General features: G+C 59.1%; 21 protein-coding genes. 17 read left to right on the forward strand and 4 right to left on the reverse strand.

Annotated features, from left to right (window positions below):
- Positions 1-2: 2 nt before the first annotated feature.
- The 14 genes from lpxD to BRD58_RS04035 all read left to right on the forward strand — a co-directional run bounded on the left by lpxD (position 3) and on the right by BRD58_RS04035 (position 18,435).
- Entirely contained in the window at positions 3-1,025 is a 1,023-nt protein-coding gene (gene lpxD, locus BRD58_RS03970; RefSeq protein ID WP_012847616.1) for a UDP-3-O-(3-hydroxymyristoyl)glucosamine N-acyltransferase, read from the forward strand.
- A gap of 106 nt (positions 1,026-1,131) precedes the next feature.
- Positions 1,132-1,587: a 3-hydroxyacyl-ACP dehydratase FabZ gene (gene fabZ, locus BRD58_RS03975; protein ID WP_005282947.1), complete on the forward strand. Its 456-nt coding sequence runs from the start codon at positions 1,132-1,134 to the stop codon at positions 1,585-1,587.
- Positions 1,588-1,590: 3 nt separating this feature from the next.
- A complete protein-coding gene (gene lpxA / locus BRD58_RS03980) occupies positions 1,591-2,379 on the forward strand; it encodes an acyl-ACP--UDP-N-acetylglucosamine O-acyltransferase (RefSeq protein ID WP_012847617.1) in 789 nt (262 codons plus the stop codon).
- Between the two features lie 3 nt (positions 2,380-2,382).
- Positions 2,383-3,567: a lipid-A-disaccharide synthase gene (gene lpxB / locus BRD58_RS03985; RefSeq protein ID WP_073381618.1), complete on the forward strand. Its 1,185-nt coding sequence runs from the start codon at positions 2,383-2,385 to the stop codon at positions 3,565-3,567.
- On the forward strand, positions 3,560-4,153 hold the full coding sequence (rnhB, locus tag BRD58_RS03990; protein ID WP_012847619.1) for a ribonuclease HII: 594 nt from the start codon (positions 3,560-3,562) through the stop codon (positions 4,151-4,153). Before lpxB ends, rnhB begins: the two co-directional genes overlap by 8 nt.
- 56 nt (positions 4,154-4,209) lie before the next feature.
- A complete protein-coding gene (gene dnaE / locus BRD58_RS03995) occupies positions 4,210-7,698 on the forward strand; it encodes a DNA polymerase III subunit alpha (protein ID WP_012847620.1) in 3,489 nt (1,162 codons plus the stop codon).
- Between the two features lie 12 nt (positions 7,699-7,710).
- Entirely contained in the window at positions 7,711-8,670 is a 960-nt protein-coding gene (gene accA / locus BRD58_RS04000) for an acetyl-CoA carboxylase carboxyl transferase subunit alpha (RefSeq protein WP_012847621.1), read from the forward strand.
- 146 nt (positions 8,671-8,816) lie between these two features.
- A complete protein-coding gene (locus BRD58_RS04005) occupies positions 8,817-9,203 on the forward strand; it encodes a VOC family protein (RefSeq protein ID WP_012847622.1) in 387 nt (128 codons plus the stop codon).
- Between the two features lie 114 nt (positions 9,204-9,317).
- On the forward strand, positions 9,318-10,970 hold the full coding sequence (gene cadC / locus BRD58_RS04010) for a lysine decarboxylation/transport transcriptional activator CadC (RefSeq protein ID WP_041692712.1): 1,653 nt from the start codon (positions 9,318-9,320) through the stop codon (positions 10,968-10,970).
- 418 nt (positions 10,971-11,388) lie between these two features.
- Positions 11,389-12,720, forward strand: a complete 1,332-nt coding sequence (gene cadB / locus BRD58_RS04015) for a cadaverine/lysine antiporter (protein WP_012847624.1) — start codon at positions 11,389-11,391, stop codon at positions 12,718-12,720.
- A gap of 148 nt (positions 12,721-12,868) precedes the next feature.
- A complete protein-coding gene (locus BRD58_RS04020; RefSeq protein WP_012847625.1) occupies positions 12,869-15,013 on the forward strand; it encodes a lysine decarboxylase CadA in 2,145 nt (714 codons plus the stop codon).
- Between the two features lie 78 nt (positions 15,014-15,091).
- Positions 15,092-16,573 (forward strand): dipeptide permease DtpD, encoded by a 1,482-nt coding sequence (gene dtpD / locus BRD58_RS04025; protein ID WP_015461013.1) that lies wholly within the window; start codon positions 15,092-15,094, stop codon positions 16,571-16,573.
- Positions 16,574-16,753: 180 nt separating this feature from the next.
- On the forward strand, positions 16,754-18,073 hold the full coding sequence (gene tilS / locus BRD58_RS04030; RefSeq protein ID WP_012847627.1) for a tRNA lysidine(34) synthetase TilS: 1,320 nt from the start codon (positions 16,754-16,756) through the stop codon (positions 18,071-18,073).
- Between the two features lie 32 nt (positions 18,074-18,105).
- The gene (locus tag BRD58_RS04035; protein WP_012847628.1) at positions 18,106-18,435 is read left to right on the forward strand and encodes a c-type cytochrome; all 330 of its coding nucleotides are present in this window, start codon (positions 18,106-18,108) and stop codon (positions 18,433-18,435) included.
- A 57-nt stretch (positions 18,436-18,492) separates the two neighbouring features.
- Here BRD58_RS04035 and rof read toward each other — a convergent pair whose 3' ends face one another.
- Positions 18,493-18,753 carry a Rho-binding antiterminator gene (gene rof / locus BRD58_RS04040; RefSeq protein ID WP_012847629.1) on the reverse strand — a complete coding sequence of 87 codons (261 nt, stop codon included), beginning with the start codon at positions 18,751-18,753 and terminating at the stop codon, positions 18,493-18,495.
- Positions 18,740-18,940, reverse strand: a complete 201-nt coding sequence (locus BRD58_RS04045; protein ID WP_012847630.1) for a YaeP family protein — start codon at positions 18,938-18,940, stop codon at positions 18,740-18,742. The genes rof and BRD58_RS04045 overlap by 14 nt, the downstream gene beginning before the upstream one ends.
- A gap of 219 nt (positions 18,941-19,159) precedes the next feature.
- On the opposite strand from BRD58_RS04045, the gene BRD58_RS04050 reads away from it, so the two are divergent.
- The 3 genes from BRD58_RS04050 (at position 19,160) to nlpE (ending at position 20,905) form a co-directional block, all read left to right on the forward strand.
- Positions 19,160-19,708, forward strand: coding sequence for a YaeQ family protein (locus tag BRD58_RS04050; protein ID WP_012847632.1), 549 nt, complete (start codon positions 19,160-19,162; stop codon positions 19,706-19,708).
- Position 19,709: 1 nt separating this feature from the next.
- Positions 19,710-20,126, forward strand: coding sequence for an alternative ribosome rescue aminoacyl-tRNA hydrolase ArfB (gene arfB, locus BRD58_RS04055; RefSeq protein WP_012847633.1), 417 nt, complete (start codon positions 19,710-19,712; stop codon positions 20,124-20,126).
- Positions 20,127-20,227: 101 nt separating this feature from the next.
- Positions 20,228-20,905, forward strand: coding sequence for an envelope stress response activation lipoprotein NlpE (gene nlpE, locus BRD58_RS04060; RefSeq protein WP_012847634.1), 678 nt, complete (start codon positions 20,228-20,230; stop codon positions 20,903-20,905).
- A 21-nt stretch (positions 20,906-20,926) separates the two neighbouring features.
- Here the strand turns inward: nlpE and BRD58_RS04065 are convergent, their stop codons facing one another.
- Both BRD58_RS04065 and BRD58_RS04070 read right to left on the reverse strand, forming a co-directional pair.
- Positions 20,927-21,187 carry a YfhL family 4Fe-4S dicluster ferredoxin gene (locus BRD58_RS04065; protein WP_012847635.1) on the reverse strand — a complete coding sequence of 87 codons (261 nt, stop codon included), beginning with the start codon at positions 21,185-21,187 and terminating at the stop codon, positions 20,927-20,929.
- A gap of 125 nt (positions 21,188-21,312) precedes the next feature.
- Positions 21,313-22,164, reverse strand: a complete 852-nt coding sequence (locus BRD58_RS04070) for a MurR/RpiR family transcriptional regulator (protein WP_015461014.1) — start codon at positions 22,162-22,164, stop codon at positions 21,313-21,315.
- Positions 22,165-22,191 lie beyond the last annotated feature (27 nt).

Genomic DNA, 22,191 nt, shown 5'->3' on the forward strand with positions numbered 1-22,191 from the left:
GCATGGCTTCAATTCGACTGGCTGACCTTGCTCAGCAGTTGAATGCCGAGCTGCACGGTGATGGCGATCTCGTCATCACCGGCGTGGCGTCGATGCATTCAGCACAAGCGAACCAGATTACTTTTCTGTCCAACAGCCGCTACCGTGAGCAATTGGCTGCCTGCCAGGCCGGCGCCGTAGTGTTGACGCAAGCGGATCTGGAATTCTGTCCGCAGGCGGCGCTGGTAGTGAAGAACCCCTACCTGACCTACGCCATGATGGCGCAGATCATGGACACGACGCCGGCGCCGGCGAGCGGCATCGCGCCGAGCGCGTCAATAGATCCGACGGCGACGCTGGGCAATAATGTCTCCATCGGCGCCAATGCGGTGATTGAGGCGGGCGTAGCGCTGGGCGATAACGTGATTATCGGCGCGGGCTGTTTCATCGGTAAATTTACCCGGATCGGCGCCGGGACCCGCCTGTGGGCCAACGTTAGCGTTTACCATCAGGTGGAGATCGGGGCGCAGTGCCTGGTGCAGTCCGGCACGGTGATCGGCAGCGATGGCTTTGGCTATGCCAACGATCGCGGCAACTGGGTGAAAATTCCGCAGCTGGGCAGCGTACGAATCGGCGATCGCGTCGAGATCGGCGCCTGCACCACGATCGACCGCGGCGCCCTGGATGATACCGTTATCGGCAACGGCGTGATTATCGACAACCAATGTCAGATTGCGCACAACGTCATGATTGGTGACAATACAGCGGTTGCCGGCGGTGTTATCATGGCCGGCAGTCTCAAGATTGGACGCTATTGCCAGATCGGCGGTGCCAGCGTGATTAATGGTCACATGGAGATTTGCGATCAGGCCGTGGTGACGGGGATGGGCATGGTGATGCGACCGATCACCGAACCCGGTATCTACTCTTCTGGCATTCCGCTTCAGCCAAACAAAACGTGGCGTAAAACGGCTGCGCTGGTGATGAATATTGACGAGATCAATAAGCGTTTGAAGGCCGTAGAAAAGAAAGTCCACAGCGATTAATGCCCGCCGGGCCCGTGGCCCACTTCGATTTGCGGCCTGCATCATGTCCCCTGAAGGAGTGAGGCAGGCCGTGTTGTTTGACATCCGTTTTTACAGGAAGAGTATTTTGACTACTGACACTCATACTCTCAATATTTCAGAGATTTTAGAGCTTCTGCCGCACCGTTTTCCGTTCCTGCTGGTGGATCGTGTGCTGGATTACCAAGAGGGCAAATTCCTGCGTGCAGTGAAGAACGTCTCCTTTAACGAGCCGTTTTTCCAGGGACACTTCCCGGGCAAACCGATTTTCCCCGGGGTGCTGATCCTCGAAGCCATGGCGCAGGCCACCGGTATTCTGGCCTTTAAGAGCGTGGGTAAACTGGAGCCGGGCGAACTGTACTACTTTGCCGGTATCGATGACGCCCGCTTTAAGCGTCCGGTTCATCCGGGTGACCAGATGATCCTGGAAGTGGAGTTTCTGAAAGAGCGCCGCGGCGTGGCTCGCTTTAACGGTGTTGCCAAGGTTGACGGCAAGATCGTGTGCGAGGCGTCCATGATGTGCGCCCGTAACCGTGAGGCCTGATACGTGATTGATCAAACCGCCTTTATCCATCCCAGCGCCATTGTCGAAGACGGTGCGGTGATTGGCGCCGGTGTTCACATTGGCCCGTTCTGCTACATCGGTTCGCAGGTTGAAATCGGTGCGGGCAGCGTGCTGAAGTCCCATGTGGTGGTCAACGGGATCACCAAAATCGGCTGCGACAACCAGATCTATCAGTTCGCCTCTATCGGCGAAGTGAATCAGGATCTGAAGTATGCCGGCGAGCCGACCCGGGTTGAGATCGGCGATCGCAACCGCATTCGCGAGAGCGTCACCGTTCATCGCGGTACGGCGCAGGGCGGCGGTCTGACCCGTATCGGCAGCGATAACCTGCTGATGGTCAATACCCACGTTGCCCATGACTGCGTCATTGGCAACCGCTGTATTCTGGCCAACAATGCCACGCTGGGCGGCCACGTCAGCGTGGACGACTTCGCCATCATCGGCGGGATGACGGCCGTACACCAGTTTTGTGTGATCGGCGCGCACGTGATGGTGGGCGGCTGCTCCGGCGTCGCACAGGACGTACCGCCGTACGTGATTGCCCAGGGTAACCACGCCACGCCGTATGGCCTGAATCTGGAAGGGCTGAAGCGCCGCGGTTTTGAGAAGGATGCTCTGCAGGCGATTCGTAACGCCTACAAGATCCTCTATCGCAGCGGTAAAACCCTGGAAGAGGCAAAGCCGGAGATCGAGGCCCTGGCTCAGCGACAGCCGGCGGTGCAGCTGTTCGTCGATTTCTTTGCCCGCTCCACCCGCGGTATCATCCGTTAATCCATGGTGGCGTCAGCGCGGGGTTCGCGCCCGCTTACCATTGGTCTGGTCGCCGGGGAGACCTCCGGCGATATTCTCGGTGCGGGGCTGATCCGGGCGCTGAGGGCGCGTCACCCCGACGCCCGCTTCGTCGGCGTGGCGGGTCCGCTGATGCAGGCCGAGGGCTGTGAAGCCTGGTTCGAGATGGAAGAGCTGGCGGTGATGGGCATCGTTGAGGTGCTGGAGCGTTTGCCGCGCCTGCTGCGCATTCGCCGCGAGCTGACTCAGCGCTTTACGGCGCTGCGCCCGGACGTGTTTGTCGGTATCGATGCGCCGGACTTCAACCTGACCCTGGAAGGCCACCTGCACCAGCGCGGCATTCGCACCATCCACTATGTCAGTCCCTCCGTCTGGGCCTGGCGTCAGAAGCGGGTGTTTAAGATTGGCCGCGCCACCGATCTGGTGCTGGCCTTCCTGCCGTTTGAGAAAGCCTTCTACGACCGTTTCAATGTACCGTGCCGCTTTATCGGCCACACCATGGCCGATGCGATGCCGTTGGCGCCGGATCGCGCCGCGGCGCGCCGCGCGCTGGGGATCGCCGCCGATGCGCGCTGTTTGGCGCTGCTGCCCGGCAGTCGCAGCGCCGAAGTCGAGATGCTGAGCGCCGATTTTCTGCGTACTGCGCTGCTGCTGCGGCAGACCTACCCCGATCTGCAGATCGTGGTGCCGCTGGTCAACGCCCGGCGTCGCGCGCAGTTTGAGCGCATCAAGGCGGAGGTGGCGCCGGATCTGCCGGCGCATCTGCTGGACGGTCAGGCGCGTAACGCCATGTACGCCAGCGATGCGGCGCTGCTGGCGTCGGGAACGGCGGCGCTGGAGTGTATGCTGGCCAAGTGCCCGATGGTGGTGGCCTACCGCATGAAGCCCTTTACGTTTTGGCTGGCGCAGCGTCTGGTAAAAACCGAGTTTGTCTCTCTGCCCAACCTGTTGGCCGGTCGTCGACTGGTCGACGAGCTGCTGCAGCACGAGTGTCAGCCGCCGCGTCTGGCGCAGGCGCTGGCGCCGCTGCTGGCCGACGGCGCGCAGACTCAGGCGCTGAAGCAGACCTTTTTACAGCTGCACCGCCAGATCCGCTGCGGCGCCGATGAGCAAGCCGCCGAGGCGGTGCTGGCGTTGGCTGCGGATCCTCGGGAGTCTTCCAATGAGTGATATTTTTGTCTACCCCTGCGCCGAGCGCATCGCCGGCGTCGATGAGGTCGGCCGTGGACCGTTGGTGGGCGCGGTGGTGACGGCGGCGGTGATCTTGGATCCCGCGCGTCCGATTGCCGGGCTGGCCGACTCCAAAAAGCTGAGCGAAAAGCGGCGCTGCGCGCTGTATGACGAGATCGTCGAGAAGGCGCTGTGCTGGAGCCTGGGCCGGGCAGAGGCGGAAGAGATCGATCGCCTCAATATTCTGCAGGCCACGATGGTGGCGATGCAGCGGGCGGTGGCCGGGCTGGCGCTGCCGCCGGACTTTGTCCTGATCGACGGCAACCGCTGTCCGGCGCTGCCGATGGCGGCGCAGGCGGTAGTCAAAGGCGATAGCCGGGTGGCGGAGATCAGCGCGGCCTCGATCCTGGCCAAGGTGACGCGCGATCGCGAAATGGCCGAGCTGGATCGGCAGTATCCCGAATATGGCTTTGCCCAGCATAAGGGCTATCCTACCGCACTGCACCTGGAGCGCTTGGCGGCGCTGGGGGCCACCGAACATCACCGCCGCAGCTTTGGGCCGGTGAAGCGGGTACTGGGCCTGTAGTCTGTCATCCCTCTCTGGGATGACATCGTTTTCTGGTATTAAAAGGTAATCGTTCGATGGCGGAACCACGTTTTATACATCTGCATGTGCACAGTGACTATTCGATGATTGACGGGCTGGCTAAAACCGCGCCGCTGGTCAAGAAGGTCGCCGCGCTGGGGATGCCCGCCTTCGCGATCACGGACCATACCAACCTGTGCGGGCTGGTTAAGTTTTATGGCAGCGCGCACGGCGCCGGGATCAAGCCGCTGGTCGGCGCCGATGTCCTGGTTCGCAGCGAGACGATGGGCGATGAGCTGTCGGCGCTGACGATTCTGGCCTGCGATAATGAGGGCTACCAGAATCTGACCCAGCTTATCTCACACGCTTACCAGCGCGGCTATGGCGCCGAGGGGCCTACGATCGATCGCGATTGGCTGATCGCGTACCGCGCAGGGCTGATTTTGCTCTCCGGCGCCCGTCACGGCGACGTGGGTAAGCTGCTGCTGCGCGGTAATCAGACGCTGGTCGGTGAGTGCGTGGATTTCTACCAACAGCACTTTCCGGATAGCTACTTTTTAGAGCTGGTGCGCACCGGGCGCCCCGATGAGGAGAGCTACCTGCACCTGGCGGTGGAGCTGGCGCAGCAGCGTGATTTACCGCTGGTAGCGACCAACGACGTCCGCTTCTTGGAGGCCTCGGACTTTGACGCCCATGAGATCCGCGTGGCGATCCACGACGGCTACACCTTAGACGATCCCAAGCGTCCGCGTAACTATAGCGCTCAGCAATACATGCGCAGCGAGGAGGAGATGTGCGAGCTGTTCGCCGATCTGCCCGAAGCGCTGCAGAACAGCGTAGAGATTGCTAAGCGTTGTAATGTGACCATCCGGCTCGGCCAGTATTTTCTGCCGCAGTTCCCCACCGGGGAGATGTCGACGGAGGATTTCCTGGTGAAGAAGGCGCACGAGGGGCTGGAGGAGCGTCTTTCGTTCCTGTTCCCCGATGAGGCGGACCGCGCACGACTGCGCCCGCCTTACGATGAGCGTCTGGAGATCGAGCTGAAGGTGATCAACCAGATGGGGTTCCCCGGCTACTTCCTGATCGTGATGGAGTTTATCCAGTGGTCTAAGGATAACGGGGTTCCGGTGGGGCCGGGGCGCGGCTCCGGCGCCGGTTCGCTGGTGGCCTATTCGCTGAAGATTACCGACCTCGATCCGCTGGCCTTCGATCTGCTGTTCGAACGTTTCCTCAACCCGGAACGCGTCTCCATGCCCGACTTTGACGTCGACTTCTGCATGGAGAAGCGCGATCGGGTTATCGATCACGTCGCCGATATGTATGGCCGCGAAGCGGTATCGCAGATCATCACCTTCGGTACCATGGCGGCCAAGGCGGTGATCCGCGACGTGGGACGCGTGCTGGGTCATCCCTACGGCTTTGTCGATCGCATCTCCAAGCTGGTGCCGCCGGATCCCGGCATGACCTTGGCCAAGGCCTTTGAGGCGGAGCCGCAGCTGCCGGAGATCTACGAGGCGGATGAAGAGGTGCGGGCGCTGATCGATATGGCGCGCAAGCTGGAGGGGGTCACCCGCAACGCCGGTAAGCACGCCGGCGGGGTGGTTATCTCGCCGACCAAGATCACCGACTTTGCGCCGCTGTACTGCGATGCCGAGGGTAACCACCCGGTCACGCAATTCGACAAGAGCGACGTGGAGTATGCCGGCCTGGTGAAGTTTGACTTCCTGGGCCTGCGTACCCTGACCATCATCAACTGGGCGCTGGAGATGATCAACGCCCGCCGCGCGCGTCAGGGGCTGGATCCGGTGGATATCGCCGCCATTCCGCTCGACGATCAGAAGAGCTTCGATATCCTGCAGCGCGCGGAGACCACGGCGGTATTCCAGCTGGAATCGCGCGGGATGAAGGATCTGATCAAGCGCCTGAAGCCGGACTGCTTCGAAGATATGATCGCGCTGGTGGCGCTGTTCCGCCCCGGCCCGCTGCAGTCGGGGATGGTCGATAACTTTATCGACCGTAAGCACGGTCGTGAAGAGCTCTCTTACCCAGACCGCGAGTGGCAGCATGAGAGTCTGAAGCCGGTGCTGGAGCCGACCTACGGCGTGATCCTGTATCAGGAACAGGTGATGCAGATAGCCCAGGTGCTGGCCGGCTACTCGCTGGGCGGCGCCGACCTGCTGCGCCGTGCGATGGGTAAGAAAAAGCCCGAGGAGATGGCCAAGCAGCGTTCGGTGTTTGAAGAGGGCGCCAGGAACAACGGCGTCAACGGCGAGCTGGCGATGCACATCTTCGACCTGGTGGAGAAGTTCGCCGGGTATGGCTTTAACAAGTCGCACTCCGCTGCCTATGCGCTGGTCTCTTACCAGACGCTGTGGCTGAAAACCCACTATCCGGCCGAGTTTATGGCGGCGGTGATGACCGCCGATATGGATAACACCGATAAGGTGGTCGGGCTGGTGGATGAGTGCTGGCGCATGGGGCTGAAGATCCTGCCGCCGGACATCAACAGCGGGCAGTACCACTTCCACGTCAACGATGAGGGCGAGATCGTCTACGGTATCGGCGCCATCAAAGGGGTGGGGGAGGGGCCTATCGAGGCGATCATCGAGGCGCGCAACAGCGGCGAACAGGGCTATTTTAAGGATCTGTTTGACCTGTGCGCCCGCACCGATACCAAGAAGCTGAACCGTCGAGTGATGGAGAAGCTGATCATGTCCGGTGCCTTCGATCGCCTGGGGCCGCACCGCGCGGCGCTGATGAGCTCGCTTAACGATGCGCTGAAGGCCGCCGAGCAGCACGCCCGCGCCGAGGCCATCGGGCAGGCGGACATGTTTGGCGTGCTGGCGGAAGAACCGGAGCAGGTGGAGCAATCCTATGGCAGCGTGCCGCCTTGGCCAGTCCAGATGGTGCTGGACGGTGAGCGCGAGACCCTGGGGCTGTACCTGACCGGCCATCCGATCACCCAGTATCTGAAAGAGATCGAACGCTATGCCGGCGGCGGTCGTCTGAAGGATATGCACCCGACGGATCGTGGTAAGATGACCACCGCCGTGGGGCTGGTGCTGGGCGCTCGGGTGATGACCACCAAGCGTGGTAACCGCATCGGAATGTGCACTCTGGACGATCGCTCCGGCCGTCTGGAGGTGATGCTGTTCACCGATGCGCTGGAAAAATACCAGCATTTGCTGGAGAAAGACCGTATCCTGATCGCCAGCGGACAGGTCAGCTTTGATGACTTCAGCGGCGGCCTTAAAATGATCGCCCGCGAGTTAATGGATATCAGCGAAGCCCGTGAAAAATATGCACGCGGACTTGCCATCTCGCTGACTGACAGGCAAATTGATGATCAGCTTTTAAACCGTCTCCGTGAAGCGCTGGAACCACATCGTTCGGGGACGATCCCAGTACACCTGTATTATCAGCGTGCGGATGCGCGGGCCCGGGTTCGCTTCGGTGCAGCCTGGCGCGTGACGCCGACGGATCGCCTGCTGCTCGATCTGCGCACGCTGGTGGGATGTGAACAGGTGGAACTGGAATTTGACTAATATAGGAATACTATGAGTCTGAATTTTCTGGATTTTGAACAGCCGATTGCCGAACTTGAAGCGAAGATCGATTCGCTGAACGCTCTCAGCCGTCAAGACGAAAAATTGGATATTAATATCGACGAGGAGGTCCAGCGCCTGCGTGAGAAGAGCGTTGAGCTGACCCGTAAGATTTTTGCCGATCTGGGAGCCTGGCAGATTGCCCAGCTGGCGCGTCATCCGCGTCGCCCCTATACCCTGGATTATATTCAGCATATTTTCACCGACTTCGATGAGCTGGCCGGCGATCGCGCCTACGCCGACGACAAGGCCATTGTCGGTGGTACGGCTCGTCTGGACGGCCGTCCGGTGATGGTGATTGGCCATCAGAAAGGACGCGAGACCAAAGAGAAGATCCGCCGTAACTTCGGCATGCCGGCGCCGGAGGGCTACCGCAAGGCGCTGCGCCTGATGGAGCTGGCGGAGCGCTTTAACCTGCCGATCGTCACCTTTATCGATACGCCGGGCGCCTATCCGGGCGTGGGCGCGGAAGAGCGTGGCCAGTCTGAGGCTATCGCACGTAACCTGCGCGAGATGTCTGGGCTGAAGGTGCCGGTCATCTGTACGGTCATCGGCGAAGGCGGCTCCGGCGGCGCGCTGGCTATCGGCGTTGGCGATAAAGTCAACATGCTGCAGTACAGCACCTACTCCGTGATCTCACCGGAGGGATGCGCATCCATCCTGTGGAAGAGCGCCGACAAGGCACCGCTGGCCGCGGAAGCGATGGGTATCACCGCGCCGCGCTTGCAGGAGCTGAAGCTGATCGACTCGGTGATTCCGGAGCCGCTGGGCGGCGCTCATCGCGATCCGCAGACGATGGCGGCGAGCCTGAAGGCGCAGCTGCTGACCGATCTGGCGGATCTGGATACCCTGGAAAAAGAAGAGCTGCTCGATCGTCGCTATCAGCGTCTGATGAACTACGGTTACTGCTGATCCCCATACCGTGGTATCCCTTTACATCAAGCCCGGAAACGGGCTTGATGCCTTTATTTTCTGTATGTTTTCCCTCGTCAGGCGCTAACGCTTTTGTAGCCTACACGGCATAATCCGCAACACCTTATGGGACCTCGGGAGATATAGTGCAGCTCAATCGTCTTCATCATATCGCCTTGATTGCGTCAGACTATGCACGCAGCAAGGCATTTTATTGTGATATCCTCGGCTTTTCCTTGGTGCACGAGCATTATCGCGCTGAGCGCGACTCATGGAAGGGCGATCTGGCGCTGAACGGCGTTTATACACTGGAACTGTTTTCCTTTCCGACGCCGCCGCCGCGGGTATCTTCACCGGAGGCCTGCGGTTTGCGCCACCTGGCGTTCAGCGTCACGCATCTGGGGGAGGCCGTTGCGCATCTCGCCCGTTTCGGCGTGACGTGTGAGCCGATACGTCGTGACGAATATACCGGACGCAGCTTTACCTTTTTTCGCGATCCGGATGGATTACCGCTGGAGTTGTATCAGGTGTAGTTAGCGAAGAAAACAGTTTCGGTGGTAAATTAATAGATGGCGTGTAGGTGTTACTTTAAGCACTATGCTAGTATGGCACGCTTCAGACTTTTCTCTCCGGGCAATTAGTACACTATGCAAGAGCAAACTTTCCGCGTAGGCGAGTGGTTAGTACTGGCAGCAGACAATAAAATCACCCGCGAAGGACGCGTGTTGGTACTTGAGCCCAGACTCATCGACATGTTGAGCTATTTTGCTCATCATCCTGATACGGTGTTGAGCAGAGATGAGCTGATTGATAATGTATGGAAACGAAATATCGTTACCAATCATGTTGTTACTCAGTGCATCTCCGAGTTGCGCAAGTACTTGAAGGATGGGCGTCCCGAAGCGCCAGAGTATATCGTGACCGTTCCGAAGCGAGGCTATAAGCTGGTTGAGTCGGTTATCTGGTGTGGAGAGGAGAGTCTCGAACAGCCGGTTGCGGCGGTTTTACCGGCAGAGACGCCGGCTAGCCCCGCGGCGGTAGAGGCGAGTGTGCCGTCGGTGAGTGTCAGCCTCGGCTCCGTCGCGGAGCCTGGCGCCGCACCGCCGCCCCCCGCATCTGCGCCGACCCCCGTTGCGCAACCTGCGCCGTCGCGCGGTGCGCCGGTGATGCCCTCTGCCTCAGCGCTGGCCGTGGACGCCGCGCAGACGCCGCGGCGCGGCAAGCGCTCCTCCTTCTGGGTCTGGGTGGCCTTTTTGGTAGCGCTGGCGCTGTGCGTGACCTTTGTCGGGCTGGCGGTATTCAGTAACCGGGTGCCGGTGGCGCCCCAGCCGATGCTGCTTAATCCACGTGATATCGATATCCGTATCCAGGGCGGTAACAGCTGCAGTAACTGGACCAATCAGCTCTCCTACGTGATCGGGCTGAGTGAGGATCTCACCCAGGGGCTGAATACCTACTCCACCTTCCTGGTCCACGATCAGACCAACTATAACTATGGCGGCCAGAGCAGCTCAGGCAAGTCGCTGTACATCGAGTTTGTCAATCAGCGCCACTATCGGGCGCAGCAGTGTTTCCTGTCGGTTCGCCTGGTGGACAACGCGGATAACTCGGTGATGCTGGAAAAGCGCTACTTTATTACCCCGGATAACCTGCTCAGCGTTCAGAAGGACTTTATCAATAGTATCTTTACCGTGCTCAAGGTCAGTATGCCCCCCTCGCTGGAGAAGCGTTATGAGGCGCTGATGCCGACGCACAGTCAGATGCTGCAGCAGTATTACCAGGCCCATCAGCTGCTGCTGCAGGGCGACAGCGAATCACTCAATCAGGCCAACCGGCTGTTGACGCAAATTATTAAGCAGGACCCCGACTTTGTGTATGCCAAGGCGGAGAAGGCGCTGGTCGATATTCTGCTTAACTCCTATCAGCCCCTCAACGCTTCGCAGCTGGCGGCGCTGCGCCAAGAGATTAATGACGTAGAGCACAACCCGTTGCTGCAGGGGACACCGATCATTCAGCAGATTTATACCGTCGACTATCTGGGGCAGGGGAAGGTGGATCAGGCCTTCGCCGCGATCAATAAGGGGATTGAGCTGGAGATGTCCTGGATAAACTATGTGTTGCTGGGCAAGGTATATGAATTAAAGGGGCAGAATAACCAGGCCGCCGATGCCTATATCACCGCCTTTAATCTTCGCCCGGGTCATAATACGCTGGACTGGATTAAAAATGGTGTGTTCCAAACTAATATTGAGCGCGTCGCACCTTACCTGCTCAATTATGATGCAGAGAAATCTGAATAGATTTGTATAATGATTGACCACGCCCGCCTTCCGCGATGAAGGCGGGCTTTTTTTTGCCCCAGGATCTTCCAGATAAAACCTCAACATCCCCCGCCGATTTGCTTTTTTGACTCCATTTGTGTGATGAAAGCTCTGAGCATTTTGTTGGTATTTTAGCGTGTTTTTTGCGCTATTTCTTCATGTCAATATTGTGTCAACACATTGTATTGTAAGGTTTTATATGAATTGTCTTGATGTTTTTTTACCTTCCTCTAAAAAACATCAAGATGTCATTTATTGCGACACGCTGAGAATTTAACTTTACCTTTAGGACTTTGCTTTCCGGGGTCATTACTATGCCTGCCATCAAGTCGGGTACTCGCCAGACATCAGTGAGTAAATTCGACTTATCTGAAAATTAATCAGGAGCAACTTGACCATGTCATCGAGCAAAAAAATCGGGCTTATCGCCTGTACCGGTGTAGTCGCCGGTAATATGATGGGGAGCGGCATTGCACTTCTGCCTGCGAACCTGGCGAGTTTAGGTTCTATCGCCATTTTCGGCTGGATCATTTCTTTGGTTGGCGCCATGTCACTGGCCTATGTCTATGCGCGACTGGCTACCAAAAACCCGCAGCAGGGTGGCCCTATCGCCTATGCCGGTGAGGTTGGTCCTGCTTTTGGTTTCCAGACCGGTGTTCTTTATTACCACGCTAACTGGATCGGTAACCTGGCTATCGGCATTACCGCCGTCTCTTACCTGTCCACCTTCTTCCCGGTGCTGAACAGCCCGATTGCCGCCGGCATCGCCTGTATCGCCATCGTCTGGATCTTCACCTTCGTTAACATGCTGGGTGGTACCTGGGTGAGCCGTCTGACCACTATCGGTCTGGTTCTGGTGCTGATCCCGGTTGTGGGCACCGCCATCGCCGGCTGGGCCTGGTTCGATCCGGCTGTTTATCACGCTAACTGGAACACCTCTGGCGGTACTGATACTCACGCGGTAGTTAAAAGTATCCTGCTGTGCCTGTGGGCGTTCGTCGGTGTTGAATCCGCTGCCGTGAGCACCGGTATGGTGAAAAACCCGCAGCGTACCGTTCCGCTGGCAACCATGATGGGTACCTGCCTGGCTGGTATCGTTTATATCGCCGCAACTCAGGTTATCGCTGGTATGTTCCCGGCCAGTGAAATGGCTGCCTCTGGCGCGCCGTTCGCTGTCTCCGCCTCTGCCATGGTCGGTCACTGGGCTGGTCCGGTTGTTTCCGCCTTCACCGCATTCGCCTGCCTGACCTCTCTGGGTTCTTGGATGATGCTGGTTGGCCAGGCCGGTGTTCGTGCCGCCAACGACGGTAACTTCCCGAAAGTTTACGGTGAGATGGATAAGAACGGCATTCCGAAGAAAGGCCTGCTGCTGGCTTCCGTGAAAATGACCGTACTGATGGTGCTGATCACCATCCTGAACGCCAGCGGCGGTAAAGCCTCTGACCTGTTCGGTATGCTGACCGGTATCGCCGTACTGCTGACCATGCTGCCGTACTTCTACTCTTGCGTTGACCTGATTCGCTTCGAAGGCGCCAACGTTAAGAACGTCGTCAGTCTGGTTGCCGCTGTGCTGGGCTGCTGCTTCTGCTTCATCGCACTGATGGGCGCAGGCAACATGGAGCTGTCCGGTACCTTCATCGTCAGCCTGATCATCCTGATGTTCTATGCACGTAAGATGAATACCCGCAAGGCACAAAATACTGAGAACAACAGTAACGCCGCGGCATAAGTAAATAAGTACAGAAGTAAGACGATTTAGTAATCATAACGATTACACACAGCAAGTAATTTAACGACTTTATCCAGCCTCTCTCTACTGCGACACAGTTCTGCCGAACGGCAGAGAGAGGCCCGCATTTTGCCTGGAGAATTAAAGTATGAATATTATTGCCATCCTGAATCACATGGGTGTTTACTTCAAAGAAGAACCCATTCGTGAACTGCATAAGGCACTGGAAGCGCAGAATTTCCAGATCGTGTATCCGAACGATCGCGAAGACCTGCTGAAGCTGATCGACAACAACGCACGTCTGTGCGGCGTTATCTTCGACTGGGATACCTATAACCTGGATCTGTGCCGTGACATCAGCGAGATGAACGAGCACCTGCCGGTTTACGCTTTCGCTAACACCCACTCTACCCTGGACGTTAGCCTGAGCGATCTGCGCCTGAACGTTGAATTCTTCGAATATGCACTGGGTGCAGCCGAAGACATCGCGCTGAAAATCCGTCAGAGCACCGACGCTTACGTAGACGAAATCCTGCCGCCGCTGACCAAGGCGCTGTTCAACTACGTTAAAGAAGGCAAGTACACCTTCTGTACTCCGGGCCACATGGGCGGCACCGCGTTCCAGAAGAGCCCGGTAGGTAGCCTGTTCTATGATTTCTACGGCGCCAACGCCATGAAATCTGACATCTCTATCTCTGTCTCCGAGCTGGGTTCTCTGCTGGACCACTCCGGCCCGCATAAAGAAGCTGAAGAGTACATCGCACGTACTTTCAACGCTGAACGCAGCTACATGGTGACCAACGGTACGTCTACTGCCAACAAGATCGTCGGTATGTACTCTGCGCCGGCCGGCAGCACCATCATGATCGACCGTAACTGCCATAAGTCTCTGACTCACCTGATGATGATGAGCGACGTTACGCCGATCTACTTCCGTCCGACCCGTAACGCCTACGGTATCCTGGGTGGCATTCCGAAGAGTGAATTCACTCGTGAAACCATCGAAGAGCGCGTGAAGAACACCCCGAACGCAACCTGGCCGGTACACGCCGTGGTGACCAACTCCACCTACGACGGTCTGTTCTACAACGCTGAGTACATCAAGAAGACCCTGGATGTTAAATCCATCCACTTCGACTCAGCTTGGGTTCCTTATACCAACTTCAGCCCGATCTACAAAGGTCTGTGCGGTATGAGCGGTGGTCGTGTAGAAGGCAAGGTTATCTATGAAACCCAGTCTACTCACAAACTGCTGGCGGCCTTCTCTCAGGCGTCCATGATCCACGTTAAAGGTGACATCAACGAAGAAACCTTCAACGAAGCGTTCATGATGCACACCTCTACCTCTCCGCACTACGGTATCGTGGCTTCCATCGAAACCGCCGCGGCGATGATGAAGGGTAACGCTGGTAAGCGTCTGATCAACGGTTCTATCGAACGCGCCGTTCGCTTCCGTAAAGAGATCAAACGTCTGCGTAGCGAGTCTGATGGCTGGTTCTTCGACGTATGGCAGCCGGAGCACATCGACGAAGCGAAATGCTGGAACCTGGATCCGAAAGAATCCTGGCACGGCTTCAAAGACATCGATGAAGACCACATGTTCCTGGACCCGATCAAGGTTACTCTGCTGACCCCGGGGATGAAGGAAGATGGCACCATGGCAGAAACCGGTATCCCGGCTTCTATCGTGGCTAAATACCTGGACGAGCACGGCATCATCGTTGAGAAGACCGGCCCGTACAACCTGCTGTTCCTGTTCAGCATCGGTATCGACAAGACCAAGGCAATGAGCCTGCTGCGCGGTCTGACCGACTTCAAACGTGCCTATGACCTGAACCTGCGCGTTAAGAACATGCTGCCTTCACTGTACCGTGAAGATCCGGAGTTCTATGAAAACATGCGTATTCAGGAACTGGCCCAGGGCATCCACGCGCTGATCCAGCATCACAACCTGCCGGATCTGATGTACCGTGCCTTCGAAGTTCTGCCGACCATGGTGATGAACCCGCACAACGCATTCCAGATGGAACTGCGTGGTCAGACCGAAGAGGTTTACCTCGAGGATATGATCGGCAAAGTTAACGCCAACATGATCCTGCCGTACCCGCCGGGAGTTCCGCTGGTAATGCCGGGTGAAATGCTGACCGAAGAAAGCCGTCCGGTTCTGGAGTTCCTGCAGATGCTGTGCGAAATCGGTGCTCACTACCCGGGCTTCGAAACCGACATCCACGGTGCCTATCGCCAGGCTGACGGTCGTTACACTGTGAAAGTGCTCAAAACTGAACAGAAGTAATTGATGACCGAGGGCGTCCCGTCAGGGGGCGCCCTTTATTTTTACCCTCCGTTCTATCCCCCGCGTCAGGGAGAATCTATGAAAACACCCTCACAACCGCGCGCAATCTACTATGTCGTAGCGCTACAAATCTGGGAATATTTCAGCTTTTACGGCATGCGTGCGTTACTGATCCTCTATCTCACCCACCAGCTCGGGTATAACGATACCCACGCATTTAGCCTGTATAGCGCCTATGCATCGCTGGTTTATGTCACGCCTATTCTGGGCGGTATCCTGGCCGATAAGCTGCTGGGCAACCGCGTGGCGGTGGTCACCGGCGCCGCGCTGATGACGCTGGGACACGTCGTTCTGGGACTCAGCGCCGTCTCTCCGTTCTCTCTCTATCTTGCCCTAGCCATCATTGTGTGCGGCTATGGTCTGTTCAAATCGAATATCAGCTGCCTGCTCGGCGAACTCTACTCTGCAGAGGATCCGCGCCGTGACGGGGGCTTCTCCTTACTGTATGCGGCGGGAAATATTGGCTCGATCATAGCGCCGATTGCCTGTGGTCTGGCCGCCGAACAGTACGGTTGGCACGTCGGCTTTGCGCTGGCGGGGATCGGCATGTTTGCCGGTCTGGTGATTTTTATGTGCGGACATCGTCACTTCCGCCATACGAGCGGGGTGAATCGTCAGGCGCTGCAGGCGCGCAGGGCCGTGTTGCCCAACTGGAGCTGGCTGCTGCTGGGACTGCTGCTCTCCCCGCTGCTGGTCGCCGTCCTGTTTTGGCGCGACTGGTCCAGCTATGCGCTGGCGCTGGTCTGCGCGGCGGCGATGATCATCCTGGGCAAAATTTTTCGTCGGGCCACGCCCGAACAGCGTCGTGGGCTAATCCAGATAGTGATCCTGATGGCGCTGGGTACGCTGTTCTGGGCCTTTGCCCAGCAGGGCGGCAGCTCGATCAGCCTGTTTATCGACCGCTTTGTGAATCGTCATCTGCTCTCCTTCACCGTGCCGACGGCGCTGTTCCAGTCCGTGAACGGCTTTGCCGTGATGGCCTGCGGGGTGGTTTTGGCCTGGTTGGTCAGCGAGCGCAGCGGCGGTAACCGTATTTTGCGCATCTGGGGCAAGTTCGCCCTAGGGCTGGCGCTGATCAGCGTCGGCTTCGGCATTTTGACCTTCAACGCCCGCTGGGCGGCGCTGCATGGGCAGGCGTCCATGGGGCTGACCGTGCTGGGGCTGGCGGTGATGGGCTGTGCAGAACTGTTTATCGATCCGGTCGCCATGGCGCAGATCACGCGCCTGACGATCCCCGGAGTGACGGGCGTCCTCACCGGGATCTATATGCTGGCGACCGGATCGGTAGCCAACTATCTGGCCGGGATCATCGCCAATCAGACCGCCGAATCCAGCTTTGCCCACGGCGGCGACGCGCTCACCCACTCGGTGATGGCCTACGCCAACGTCTTTAGCGATATCGCCTGGGGGGCGCTGGGATGCGTCGCGCTGGTGGCCGTGATTTGGCTGGTTAACCTGCTGCTGGTACGGCGCGCTGCGCCGCAGGCGGTGTCAGAGTAAAATCGGATGCCGGGGATGCCGTCCGCGTGGCGGCATCAAACGGCACGGAGACCGACGGCGTTTGCGCGGGGGAACGCTCCCCGGCGCGGCGTGGAGAGCAAGAGGCTTGCTTCTCGCGGAATTGCTGGTTAACGTGCTGATACTTATCGATGCAGGGCGGTGAAAGCCGCAAATACTTCCATGAATACCCTAGATATCCAGAGGCACATCGCCGACAGGCTGGCCGGGCGTCAGCATCTGTTGGTTGCCTTTAGCGGCGGTTTGGACTCCACGGTGCTGCTGCATGCGCTGGTACAGCTGCGCGCCAGCCGTCTTCCCCACTTACGCCTGCGGGTGGTGCATGTGCACCATGGGCTGAGCCATTTCGCCGATCAGTGGGTCGACCACTGTGAGTCGGTGTGCTATCTGTGGCAGGTGCCGCTGCACGTACTGCACGTTCAGGTCGATACCCAGCGCAACAGCGTGGAGGCCGCGGCGCGCGATGCCCGCTACCGGGGGATTGCCGAACTGATCGACAGCCACGAAACTCTGCTGACCGCGCAGCATCTGGACGATCAGTGTGAAACCTTCCTGCTGGCGCTTAAACGCGGCAGCGGCCCGACCGGGCTGTCGGCGATGGCGCAAAGCATGCCGTTTTTCGCCTGCGAACAGCTGCGTCCGCTGCTGGATATCTCCCGTGAACAGCTCACGGCTTATGCGCAGGCGCACCATCTCTCCTGGGTCGAGGATGACAGCAATACCGATGCCCGCTTCGATCGCAACTTCCTGCGTATGCGCATTGTGCCGCTGCTGCGTGAGCGCTGGCCCCATTTTTCAGAGGCTGTGGCGCGCAGCGCCAGCCTGTGCGCCGAACAGGAGCAGCTGCTGGACGAACTGCTGATGGAGTCGCTGCAGGCGCTGATGAGCGAAGATGATGCCCTGAGCATCGACGGCTTGCTGCCGCTGTCCGAGGCCAAACGCTATGCGCTGCTGCGGCGCTGGATCGCCTGCTTTGGCGTGATGATGCCGACGCGCGAGCAGCTGCAGCGCCTATGGCATGAGGTCGCGCTGGCCCGCGAGGACGCCGAGCCGCAGCTGCACCTGGCCAAGTGTCAGGTGCGCCGCTTCCGACGTCGGCTCTACCTGTTGCCGCCGCTGCGCTCGCTGCGTGACGAGGTGCTGCGCTGGGATCCGCGCCAGCCGCTGACGCTGCCCGATGGGCTGGGGGAGCTGCAGCTAGGCAGCCGGGGCGTCAGCGTACGGGCACCCGCGCCCGACGAAGCCGTCACCATCCGTTTTTGTGCGCAGGGCGTGCTGCGCATCGTGGGTCGCCGCCACTCTCGGGCGATAAAAAAAATCTGGCAGGAGCTGCATATTCCGCCCTGGGAGCGTGAACGCACCCCGATGCTGTATTATGGTGAGCGCCTGATCGCCGCGCTGGGCGTGTTTGTTACCCAAGAGGGACAGGCGACGGCCGGCGCGACGGCGTGGAATATTCACTGGTCTAAGGACTGGATGTAGCGGTCGACAACGGATTTCTCAGGAGGATGGCGATGAAACGGGGTGTGATGGGGATACTGGCGCTCGCGCTAGCGTTGCCCTTGGCGGCGCAGGCGGGCGGCGATGCTGCCGCTGGACGGCAGAAGTCGGCATCCTGCGCCTCCTGCCACGGGGTTCAGGGGCAGGGGCTGGCGCCGATCTATCCGCCGCTGGCTGGGCTGAGTGCGCAGCGCCTGGTCGAGGCGATGCAGGGATATAAGGCGGGGACGCGCCACGGTGGGCAGGCGGGGATCATGTCGGCCTACGTCGCGCGTCTCAGCGAACAGGATATGAAGGATCTGGCAGCGTACTATGCCAGCCTGACGCCGCCGGCGGCGCCGTAATCGTAATGGAGAGTCGGGGCGCCGTGGGGCCCCGACCGAATGGGAGAGCGCACGCTGCTACGGCATGCTGATGGTGATGGTGCCCAGCGTCGGGTGGCTAAAGCGGGCAATGTGATCCAGACGCAGTTCGCGGTGCTGGCCCTGGCTGGTGACCAGCAGATACTCCACGTGCTTACGGGAGATCAGATCGCTGGCCTGTCCCTCAAGCGTTTCACCGTCGCGCAGAACGATCTGTAGAACCAAATGGTGCTGGCAGGCGAGCTCCAGGCTGTCGTAATCATCGCAGTTGATGGGTTGATACTCTTCAGTCGTCGACATAATCACTCACCAATAAGTTCGCGGCGGCATAGGCCGCCTGTTCCCTAACGGCCGGTGGCAGCTGTTCATCGGCCGCAACCGCATCCAGTGCCTTTAAGGCACACCCTATTGCATCGGGGATATAGCCAAGGTCGCCGCTGGCGATCTCGGCATATCTACGCCGAACCAACGCAGAGTATTGTTGCAACGTCTTCTCCTATAGAGCGTAACCCGCTGGCGTTATCCTGCGGGTGAGGTGCGCTTACCTGCGGATAAATCTCCATTTTGACTATATCACAGGGTTGCGCCGGCGGCAGCGGGGCACAACGGCGCCCGACGATAAAAAGTGCGCTTTTCCCCCGGCATGGATTCGTGCCGGGCGGTAAAAACGGGTAAAATGGAGTAAAGATTCGAAATGGGGAAACGCATGGCACTGAAGGCAACCATTTATAAGGCCAACGTCAATATTGCCGACATGGATCGGCACCACTATCAGGATGCCGCGCTGACGCTGGCGCAGCACCCCTCCGAGACGGAGCAGCGCATGATGCTGCGCCTGCTGGCCTGGTGCTGTCATGCGGATGAGCGGCTGACGTTTACCAAGGGGCTCTGCGCAGACGACGAGCCAGAGCTGTGGCTGCGCAACGACTACAACGGCGTGGATCTGTGGATTGAACTGGGCCTGCCGGATGAGAAACGTCTTAAAAAAGCCTGCTCGCTCTCGCGCCAGGTGGTGCTGTACGCCTATAGTGAGCGGGCCGCGCGGGTCTGGTGGCAGCAGAATCAGGCGCGCCTGGCGACGCTGCGCCCGCTGAGCATCTATTTTATCGATGACGAGGCTCTGAGCCAACTGGCGGCGCTGGCGACCAGAACTATGGATTTGCAGGTGACGCGCCAAGAGGGGCAGCTGTGGGTTTCCGATCCCGCGCACAGCGTCGAGATCGCGCTGGATGTCTGGCAGCAGGGTAGCGTCTGAGATGCTGTATATCAACGCCCGCCTAACGATCCCCGAACGGGAGATTTCGCTGAGCGCCATTCGCGCGCAGGGAAACGGCGGGCAGAATGTCAATAAAGTGTCCAGCGCCATTCACCTGCGCTTTGATATTCGGGCCTCCAGCCTGCCGCCGGTTTACCAGCAGCGGCTGCTGGCCATGCAGCACCATCTGATTACGGATGACGGCGTGGTGGTGATCAAGTCCCAGTCGTTCCGTACCCAGGCGCAGAACCGAGACGATGCGCTGGCCCGCCTGGCGGCGCTGATCCGCCAAGCCACAGAGGTGGCGAAGCCGCGCCGGGCCACGGCGCCCAGCCGCAGCGCGCGTCGTCGGCGCACCGACGATAAAACGCGGCGCGGATCGCTGAAGTCGCTGCGCGGCAAGGTCACGCCGGGCTAGATCGTGACGCTTTTTTCGCGCTGCCGCCGCGTCGGCGGCGCCGGGGGACATGCAGGTCGCCCGTTTGATATTGCATTCGTTTGCACAGTAGGAGAGAAACTGTGAAAAAACTGGCTATTTCGCTGTTGTTGGCGGCGGGGGTGATCACCCTGTTTGGGTGTCATGCGCGTACGCAGTACGCTGAACAGCCTCTGGTGCCGATGGCGCAGAGTTTTCAAGGCACGCTGCCGTGCGCCGACTGCGGCGGCATGGAGATGTCGCTGTTCTTGGACAAGGACGGCAGCTTTGTACTGAAGTCGATCTACCGCGCCAGCCGCGATGGCGATCAGAGCTTCGCCGAATACGGGCGCTGGCAGCGCACCGCCGATCGCCTGGTGCTGATCGGCAGCGACGGCGAGAAGCGCTACTTCCGTCCGGTCGGGAATGACATGCGCCTGCTGGACGCCAGCGGTAATGAGATAGACTCGCCGTTCAACTACACGCTGAGGGCGGCCACCTCGCCGCTGCCGGTGACGGCGATGAACGTGAAAGGGATGTACCGCTATATGGCGGATGCCGCCACGTTCCACGACTGCGCGACGGACAACGTATATCCAGTGAGCAATACGATCGAGCTCGAGCAGGCCTATATTAACGCCCGCCCGGCGCCGGGGCAGGCGGTTTACGTGGAGATGAAGGGGCACTTTGCGGTACTGCCCTCCATGGAAGAGGGGCAGGTGGAGAAAACGCTGGTGCCGGACGGCGAAGCCCGCTTCGACGCCCGCGGCCGCTGCCGCTGAGCAACGCGGGCGGCGGCCCGCTTACAGGACGTCGCTGTGGTACAGTCGCACAAACTTGTCCCACAGCTGCTCTTCGCTTTCGGCGTGCGCCGGATCGCGGATGATAGTGTTATCGATCGGGCAGACCTTCATACAGGTCGGCTCGTCGTAGTGACCGACGCATTCGGTGCAGCGCGCCGGATCGATCTGGTAAATTTGCTCCCCCATCGAGATCGCCTGATTGGGGCACTCCGGTTCGCACATGTCGCAGTTGATGCACTTCTTGGTAATCAGTAACGCCATTCTAGTCACTTAAAAAATATAATTTAAATATCATGCAGATAGCGTGATTAACTTCCTCTGCGCGATCGCGTATGCCGCGTATTTTTGCACACTCCCCCGCACATTGAAAAACCTTTCTGCGCCGCTTACTCCAGCGTTTTGACCAGCGCGCAGCTGTTGCGGATATGCTGGCAGGCGTGCTCCGCGTTCTGCTGGACGATCCCCATATACAGCAGATCCGTCAGGGCGCTTTGCGCAATGCGCGAGGAGATGGCGGTCGTCTGATCGGCGTGGGCATCGATAACGGTGTACAGCGTCAGCGACGCCAGCTCCTGCAGGGGATTGGGGGAGAAGCCGGTCAGGGCCAGCACCTGAGCGCTGCGGCGCCGGGCCGTTGCGGCGGCCATGTTGACCTCTTTTCGTTCGCCGCTGTAAGAGATGGCCATCAGGAGATCCTGCGGCTGCATGGCCTGGGCACAGACTATCTGTACATGGGCATCCGATTCGGCGTAGGCCGCTAGGCCAATCTGCATCAGCTTATTGGCGAAGTCCTTGGCCACCAGACCAGAGGCGCCGAGGCCGGTAATGACGATGCGCCGCGCGCTGAGCAGCATGCGCAGCGCCTGCTGCAGCTGCTCCTCATGGTTGATGGTCAGGGTGGACTGCAGCGCCGCGATCTTTTCTGCCATCAGCTTTTCGCCGACCACCTTGAGCGGATCGTGGCGTAGAATACCGTGTTGGAGCGCGGCCTCGTTAGCCGGCGCCTGATGACGCAGCAGATGGGCCGAGATATCCTGCTTTAGCGCGGGAAAGCCGCGGAAACCCAGCTTTTGGGCGAACTTAACTACGCTGGACTGGCTGATTCCGAGCGTATTGGCCAGCTCTTGAGAGCTCAGCTTGCCCAGCTGCTCCGGCGAGGAGAGGATAAAATCGGCCAGCTTACGCTCGTTTTGTGCCAGCGAATGATAAAGCTGTTTTATTCTCACCAAGCTGCTCATAAATGTCCCCTTTGCATGCGAGGGGAT

This window comes from Edwardsiella piscicida (assembly GCF_001896205.1).
GTDB classification, from domain to species: domain Bacteria; phylum Pseudomonadota; class Gammaproteobacteria; order Enterobacterales; family Enterobacteriaceae; genus Edwardsiella; species Edwardsiella piscicida.